The organism is Micromonospora sp. NPDC002411, assembly GCF_053592955.1.
In genome coordinates, this window is sequence record NZ_JBSFBM010000339.1 from 1 (window position 1) to 7219 (window position 7219).

Sequence of the window (7219 nt, forward strand, 5' to 3'; positions counted from 1 at the left end):
GCTTGAGGCTCTTCGCGCCGGTGCCGAAGATGGTGCCGACCGGTGCCCCGGAGAAGTACGCTCGGCCCGGCGACCGGCGGGCGGGCACCCGGCGGACGCATGTGGTGCGCCTGCGGCACCTGGGCCCGGCCGGGTGCGGCGGGTGAGGCTGGTGCGGCGGAGATCGGCGCGGAGTTGGCACCTGCCCTGGCCTGCTGGGAGAGCGTGGCCTTGAGCTGACGAGCGACGCCGGCGAGAGCGGCCGCGCTGGGCCAGCGGGCGGCTGGGTCCTTCGCCAGGGCCCGTTCCACCACGGCGCGCACCTGCGGCGGGATGTCCGCCGGCAACGGCCGGGGCTTCTCCCGTACGTGCTTCATCGCGATGTCGAGCGGATTGTCGCCCTCGAACGGCCGCCGACCGGCGAGGCACTGGTAGGCCACCACGCCGAGCGCGTACACGTCGGACGCCGGGGTGGCGACGCCGCCGGTCGCCTGCTCGGGCGAGATGTACGAGGCGGTGCCGAGCACCGAACCGGCGGCGGTGAGCTGGCCGACCATGTCGGAGCGGGCGATGCCGAAGTCGGTGAGCACCAGCGTGCCGTTCGGCCGGACGAGCAGGTTGCCCGGCTTCACGTCGCGGTGCACGATGCCCTTCTCGTGCGCGGCGTGCAGCGCGTCCGCTGCCTGGGCGACGAGCGCCATCGTCCGGGCCGGTGTGAGCCGCCCGACCCGGCTCAGCGTGGACGACAGGGCGTCGCCTTCGACGTACTCCATGACCAGGAACGCGATCTGCTGGTCGTTGCCGAAGTCGTAGACGTCCACCACACCGGGGTGGTTGATGGTGGCCATGGTGCGGGCCTCGCCGCGGAACCGCTCGCCGAAGTCCGGGTCGTCGAGAAGCGCGGGGAGCAGGCTCTTCACGGCGACCGTACGGCCGAGCACCTGGTCGGTGCCGCGCCAGACGTCGCCCATGCCGCCGCTGGCGATCCGCTCGTCGAGACGGTAGCGGTTGCCGAGCTGGACGCCGGGGCTGAGCATCAGCGACCCCCGGGGTCGGTGATGGCGGCGCGCATGATCTGACCGGCGATCCGTGCCGCCTCGGCGCTGCCGCCGGGGCCGGCCTGTTCGAGCATCACGCAGACCGCGGAAACGGGGTTGCCGTTCTTGTCCATGGCGAAGCCGATGAACCAGCCGTGGTCGGGCCGGTCCGGGGCGGACTGGGCGGTGCCGGTCTTGCCACCGACCGTGTAACCGCTGATCGCGGCCTTCCGGCCGGTGCCCTTCTGGACCACGCTGACCATCATGTCCCGCAGGTCGGTGGAGACCTGCGAGCTGACCGGCTGGCGCAGCTCCCGAGCGCTGGCGGTGTGGTAGCTGGTGGTCCGGTCCGGGGCGAGCAGCTGCCGGACCAGGTACGGCCGCATCTGCTTGCCACTGTTCGCGATCGCGCCGGCAATCATGGCGCCCTCGAGCGGGGTCATCCGGACGTTGTTCTGCCCGATCGAGGACTGGGCCAGTGCGGCCGGGTCGGTGGTGCCGTCCGGGTTCTGCATGTCCCCGGTCCGGCTGGCCGCCGTGGGCAGACCGTCCTCGCCGAGCTGGCCGACGGTGAGGTCGTCCTGCTCGAAACCGAACTGGCGGGCCTTCTCCTTCAGGGCGTCCGCGCCGAGCTGCACACCGAGCTGGGCGAAGCCGGTGTTGCACGACTCGGTGACCGCCTCCATCAGGGTGACCTTCGCCTCGGGGCAGATCGACGGGGCGGCGTTACGGATCGGGGTGCCGGAGGTGGGTGGTGTGTAGCTGGAACCGGCCGGGATCTGGGTCGTCTTGGTGACGCCGTTCTCCAGCGCCGCGGCGGCCACCACGACCTTGAAGGTGGAGCCCGGCGGCAGCGTCTCGGAGAGCGCACGGTTGCTCAGAGGGCGGTCAGGATCCTGCTCCAGCTTGGAGTACGCGGCGGCCGCTACCTTGCTGTCGTGGCTGGCCAGCGGGTTCGGATCGAAGCTGGGCATGGACACCAACGCCTGCACTGCCCCGGTACGCGGGTCGATGGCGATGGCCGCGCCCTTCTTCGCCCCCACCTGGTTGTTGCGCAGCTGGTCGTACGCCGCGTCCTGGGCCCGCTTGGAGAGCGTGAGCAGCACGTTGCCGCCACCGCTGTCGTCTCCGGTGAACATGTCCTTCAACCGGTCGCCGAGCAACTGGTCGCTGGTGCCGGCCAGGAAGTCGTCCTCTGCCCGCTCGATGCCCTGGTCGGCCAGGTTGACCGGCTTGTAACCGAGCACGTGCGCGTACTTGGCGCCGCCCGGGTAGGTGCGCAGGAACTTGAGGTTGCCGGTGGTCTCCTTGCTGGTGGCCAGCGCGGTGCCGCCAGCCTCGATGTTGCCCCGCTTGCGCTTGTAGTCGGCCACCTGGACACGGCCGTTGTAGTCGCTGGTGCGGTATTCGTCGGCCTTCTGGAACTGGACCCAGTTGAGGTTGGCGAAGAGCAGGCCGAACAGGACCATAACGACGACGCCGACCCGGCGCAGTGGTGCGTTCACGGCTTGATCACCTCCGTGGGAGCACCGTGAATCTGCTCCGGCGGGCCACCAGCCGGCCGGGCAGCCTTGGCGGCGCCCCCTGTCAGCGGCCGACGGGCACCGTCGGAGACCCGCAGCAGCACGCCGATGAGCAGCCAGTTCGCCATCAGCGACGAGCCACCGGCGGACAGGAACGGGGTGGTCTGACCGGTCAGCGGGATGAGCTTGCTGATGCCGCCGACGATCACGAAGACCTGGAGGCCGAGGGTGAACGCGAGACCACCCGCGAGGAGCTTGCCGAACGAGTCCCGTACCGCGAGCGCGGCCCGCAGCCCTCGCTCCACGATCAGCAGGTAGACGACCAGCAGCGCGGAGAGGCCGAAGAGGCCGAGCTCCTCACCGATGCCGGCGAAGATGAAGTCGTTCTGCACCTCGGGCAGGATGTCCGGTTGGCCGCCGCCCGGCCCCGCGCCGAAGAGCCCGCCGGTGCCCAGGGCAAGCAGCCCCTGGACGAGTTGGTAGCCCTTGTCGGTCGGGTCGGCGAACGGGTCCAGCCAGATTTCCGCCCGGAGGTAGAAGTTGGCGAACGGCCCGCCAACAGTCGAGCCGAGCACGTAGGCGAGGTACGCGCCGCCGAAGAAGAGGACCAGACCGATCAACAGCCAACTGACCCGTTCGGTGGCGATGTAGAGGGTCACCACGAACATGCCGAAGTAGAGCAGCGAGGTGCCCAGGTCCTTCTCGAAGACGAGCACCAGGAGGCTGACCAGCCAGACGCCCACCACGGGGCCGAGGTCCCGTCCGCGCGGGAAGTCGATGCCGAGGAAGCGTCGACTGGCCAGCGACAGCACCTCGCGCTTGCGGACCAGGTAGTAGGCGAAGAAGACCAGCAGCGCCAGCTTGGCGAACTCACCCGGCTGGATGGAGAAGGCGCCGAGATCGATCCACAGCTTCGCGCCGTTCCTCTCGGAGATGCTCGCGGGCAGTACCGCCGGGAGCATCACCAGCACGATGCCGGCCAACCCCAGGGTGTACGCGTATCGCGAGATCGACCGGTGGTCACGCATGATGGCGAGCAGGCTCGCGGCGAGGATCACCGCACCGAGCGTCCACGCCAACTGCCGCCCACCGATGCCGGCGAAGACCGCCAACTCCTCCCGGTCGGCGACCGGCGCCTCGCCCAGGTCGATCCGGCGCAGGAAGCCCACGCCGAGCCCGTTGAGCAGGGCCACCGCCGGCAGCAGGGCCGGATCGGCGAACGGGGCGAGGAACCGGATGACCAGGTGCAGCCCGAGGAAGACCGCGCCGAGAGCGGCGGCGGGCATCCAGAAGTCCGGGGTGACAGTGTCCAGCAGGTTCGCCTCGACGGTCGCCCCGTACGCGGCCACCAGCACCATCGCGAGCAGCAGAAGGGACAGCTCGGCGTTGCGGCGCGACCGCGCCAGGCGTACGCCGGACTGCTCGCCCGCGGTCGCGGGCGAGGGTGCCGGTGTGGCCGCTACGGTCACGGGTGGAGTCCTCGGTATCTCAGCCGACGCTCACTCAGGAGACCGGCAACCGGCCGGGTCGAGCGCCGGCGTGGCCGAGTCGGAGGGCGTGACGTCGGGTGTGGTGGTCGTGCCGGTCGCACCGACGGCGTCGGTGGCACCGACGGTCGGGCTTGCGCTGAGGACCCCGTTGGGGGTCGCCGACGCGTCGGCACTCGGGCTGCCGTTCGGGGTCGGCGTCGTACCGGCCTGCGGGGGCGACGGAGTGCCGCCGACAGTGCTGGTCGGGTCGAGCGGACAGAGCGGCTTCAGGTTGGGGTTGCTCGGGGTGTCACTGGTCAGCTCGGCGAGCTGCCGCTCGGCGTCCGGCTCGTTCTTGGCCCGGATGCCGACCTTGACAGTGTCCTGAGCGGCGACCGTGAGGTCGTCCAGTCGGGTGCCGCTGCGCCGGTGCACGGTGGAGAGGTCCATCCCGGCGATCTGACCCTGGACGCCACGGAAGACGGCGACCTGCCCCTCCTCGGTGGCACCCACGTAGTACTGCCGCTGGGTGTACGTCCAACCGCCGAAGCCTGCCCCGCCGACGATGACCAGCAGGGCCAACGCCATGGCGGCGGTCCGCACCGGGCGGCGCTTCGGCCGGTCCGATTCGTCGTCGGAGGCGGCCGGCTCCTCGGGGGCGGGTGGGCGCGGCGCGGAGAGCGCCGAGGCCCGGGCGGCCGGCGTCGAGTCGTCGGCGGAGGTCGCCATGCCCCGGTCGCGGGCGGCGGCGCCACCGACGATCGGGGTCGCCTCGACGATGTCCTGATCCGTCGCGTCGGCGATGATCACCGTGATGTTGTCCGGTCCGCCGCCGCGCAGCGCGAGCTGCACCAGCCGCTCGACGCACTGCTGCGGGTCGACGTACTCCCGCAGGGTCTCGCCGATGGTCTCGGCGCTGACCACACCCGAGAGGCCGTCGCTGCAGATCAGGTACCGGTCGCCGGGAAGGACCTGACGCACCGAGTACTCCGGGTCGATGTCCCGGCCGTCCAGCGCGCGGGTGAGCAGCGACCGCTGTGGGTGACTGCTCGCCTCCTCGGCGCTGATCCGGCCTTCGTCGACGAGCATCTGGACGTACGTGTCGTCCTTGGTGATCTGCGCGAACTCGCCGTTGCGCAGCAGGTAGGCCCGCGAGTCACCGATGTGGACCATGCCCAGCTTGCTGCCGGTGAAGAGGGTCGCCGTGAGCGTGGTGCCCATCCCCTCCAGCTGCGGGTTGGCGTCCACTGTGTCGCGGAGTTGTTGGTTGGCGGTGCCCACGGCCGAACGCAACGCGTCGACGAGAGCGTCCCCTGGGACGTCCTCGTCGAGCGGCGCCATGGCACCGATGACAATGTTGCTGGCGACGTCACCGGCGGCCATACCGCCCATACCGTCGGCAACGGCAAGTAGCCGCGGCCCGGCGTAGACGGAGTCTTGATTGCCGTCACGGATCAGACCGCGGTCGCTGTGGGCCGCATAGCGCAGGGTCAGAGTCATGGCCGTAATTCGAGGGAAGTGCGGCCGATCCGGATCGGCACGCCGAGGGGGACGGGGGTTGGTCCGGTGACCTTAGCGCGATCGAGGTACGTGCCGTTAGTCGAGCCGAGGTCCTCGACGTACCACTGCCCGTCGCGCGGCACGAGCCGGGCGTGTCGCGCGGAGGCGTAGTCGTCGGTGATGACCAGGGTGGAGTCCTCAGCTCGACCGATGGTGATCTGCGCTTCACCAAGAGTGATCCTGGTGCCGGCCAGTTGACCGGCGGTCACCACCAGCTGGTGTGCCGCCCTGCCCCGTTTCACCTTCGCCGGCTTCGCCGCCTGCCCGGTCGAGGCCCCCACCGCGCGTGGCGCGGCCACCAGGCGACCGGACCGGGCGCCGGCGAAGAGATCCCGGCGGATCACACCGACCACCGTGAACACGAAGATCCACAGCAGGATCAGGAAACCGAACCGGGCAACGGTGATGACCAGTTCCGGCAAGGCGGGTCAGCCGTCCACGCGGAAGGTCAGCGTCGTCGTACCGAGCTGGACCATGTCACCGGGGTTCAGCGCGACGGCGGAGACCCGCTGCCCGTTGACCATGGTGCCGTTGGTCGACCCCAGGTCGGTCAGCACGACCTGGCCCCCGTCGAAATCCAGCCGGGCGTGTCGCCGGGAGATGCCGACGTCGGGCAGGCGCAGGTTGGCCTGGTCGCCGCGACCGATCACCGTGGACCCCATCTGGAGGGGGTAGGTGCGGCCGTCTCCGGAGACCAGCCGCACGTTGCGACCGCCACCGTGCCCCGGCGGCGGGCCGTAGCCACCGCCCTGGTCGTACGCGGGGTAGGCGGGCGGGCCGGCGTCGTAGCCGGGTGCCGACACCGGGGCGACCTCGCCGCCGGTGTAGACCTCGGCCGTGACACGGAACATGCCCGTGTCCAGGCCCTCGCCTCGCTCGATCTCGACGATCACGTCGCCGTAGACCGTCCACGCCTGCTCGCCGATGAACTCCGCCTGCGACTGGGCCAGTTCCTGGGCCAGCGCGGCGGCGTACGGCGCCAGCCGACTGTGGTCGAACGGCGAGAGATCGATCACGTAGCGGTTGGGCACCAACGTGCGCCCACCGGCCAGGATCGCCTTGTGCGCCTCGGCCTCCCGCTGCATGGCGTTGAGGATCTCCACGGGGTGGACCACCCCTTTGAAGACCTTGGCGAAGGCCCCTTCTACCAGGCCTTCCAGACGCTTCTCGAAGCGTTGCAGCACGCTCACCGGCTCCTCCTCGGGTCCCGAGGACATGATGGTATCCGGCCGGCGCGCGCGCAGCTCACACGCCGCTCGGCCGGCTGCTCCCGGCCCGTTCGGAAGGGCCGGGACTGTCGTGCTAATCTTTCGTCCGCCACGAACGGTAACCGCTCGTGGCGAGCGCCAGGGACAGCGTAGTATTCCCGAGGCCCGTTGGAGACAGCGGGGCCGGGGCGGCTACAGTGTTCCGGGTCGTGCCACGGGGATGTGGCGGAATGGCAGACGCGCACGGTTCAGGTCCGTGTGCCCGAAAGGGCGTGGGGGTTCAACTCCCCCCATCCCCACCAATGACGAGGGCTCCGCTTGATGCGGGGCCCTTCCGTCATATCGGGAGGGTTGCGTGGCGGTGGTGATCTGTGTCCGGGCCGGGATGGCCCTTTCGGCCCACCGGCTCTATTCACGGCTCGGGTTCGTCCGCGCGCCGGAGA

The 7219-nt window shown here is 70.4% G+C and carries 6 protein-coding genes and 1 tRNA gene; 1 reads left to right on the forward strand and 6 read right to left on the reverse strand.

Annotation, left to right across the window (positions count from 1 at the left end):
- From ACWCO3_RS28805 to ACWCO3_RS28830, 6 genes are all read right to left on the reverse strand, one after another.
- Positions 1 to 1016 (reverse strand): serine/threonine-protein kinase (locus ACWCO3_RS28805; RefSeq protein ID WP_450013033.1); only part of this gene is annotated, 1016 nt, incomplete at its 3' end.
- Positions 1016 to 2521 (reverse strand): peptidoglycan D,D-transpeptidase FtsI family protein, encoded by a 1506-nt coding sequence (locus ACWCO3_RS28810; protein WP_145778269.1) that lies wholly within the window; start codon positions 2519 to 2521, stop codon positions 1016 to 1018. The genes ACWCO3_RS28805 and ACWCO3_RS28810, both read right to left, overlap by 1 nt.
- Positions 2518 to 4008: an FtsW/RodA/SpoVE family cell cycle protein gene (locus tag ACWCO3_RS28815; RefSeq protein ID WP_145778270.1), complete on the reverse strand. Its 1491-nt coding sequence runs from the start codon at positions 4006 to 4008 to the stop codon at positions 2518 to 2520. Before ACWCO3_RS28815 ends, ACWCO3_RS28810 begins: the two co-directional genes overlap by 4 nt.
- Positions 4009 to 4038: 30 nt before the next feature.
- Positions 4039 to 5508, reverse strand: a complete 1470-nt coding sequence (locus ACWCO3_RS28820) for a PP2C family protein-serine/threonine phosphatase (protein ID WP_145778271.1) — start codon at positions 5506 to 5508, stop codon at positions 4039 to 4041.
- Entirely contained in the window at positions 5505 to 5990 is a 486-nt protein-coding gene (locus ACWCO3_RS28825; protein WP_088986981.1) for an FHA domain-containing protein FhaB/FipA, read from the reverse strand. Before ACWCO3_RS28825 ends, ACWCO3_RS28820 begins: the two co-directional genes overlap by 4 nt.
- Positions 5991 to 5996: 6 nt before the next feature.
- Positions 5997 to 6785, reverse strand: a complete 789-nt coding sequence (locus tag ACWCO3_RS28830) for an FhaA domain-containing protein (protein WP_007454122.1) — start codon at positions 6783 to 6785, stop codon at positions 5997 to 5999.
- A 207-nt stretch (positions 6786 to 6992) separates the two neighbouring features.
- Between ACWCO3_RS28830 and ACWCO3_RS28835 the strand changes: the two genes are divergently transcribed.
- A tRNA-Leu gene (locus ACWCO3_RS28835) sits at positions 6993 to 7078 on the forward strand.
- Positions 7079 to 7219: the final 141 nt, after the last annotated feature.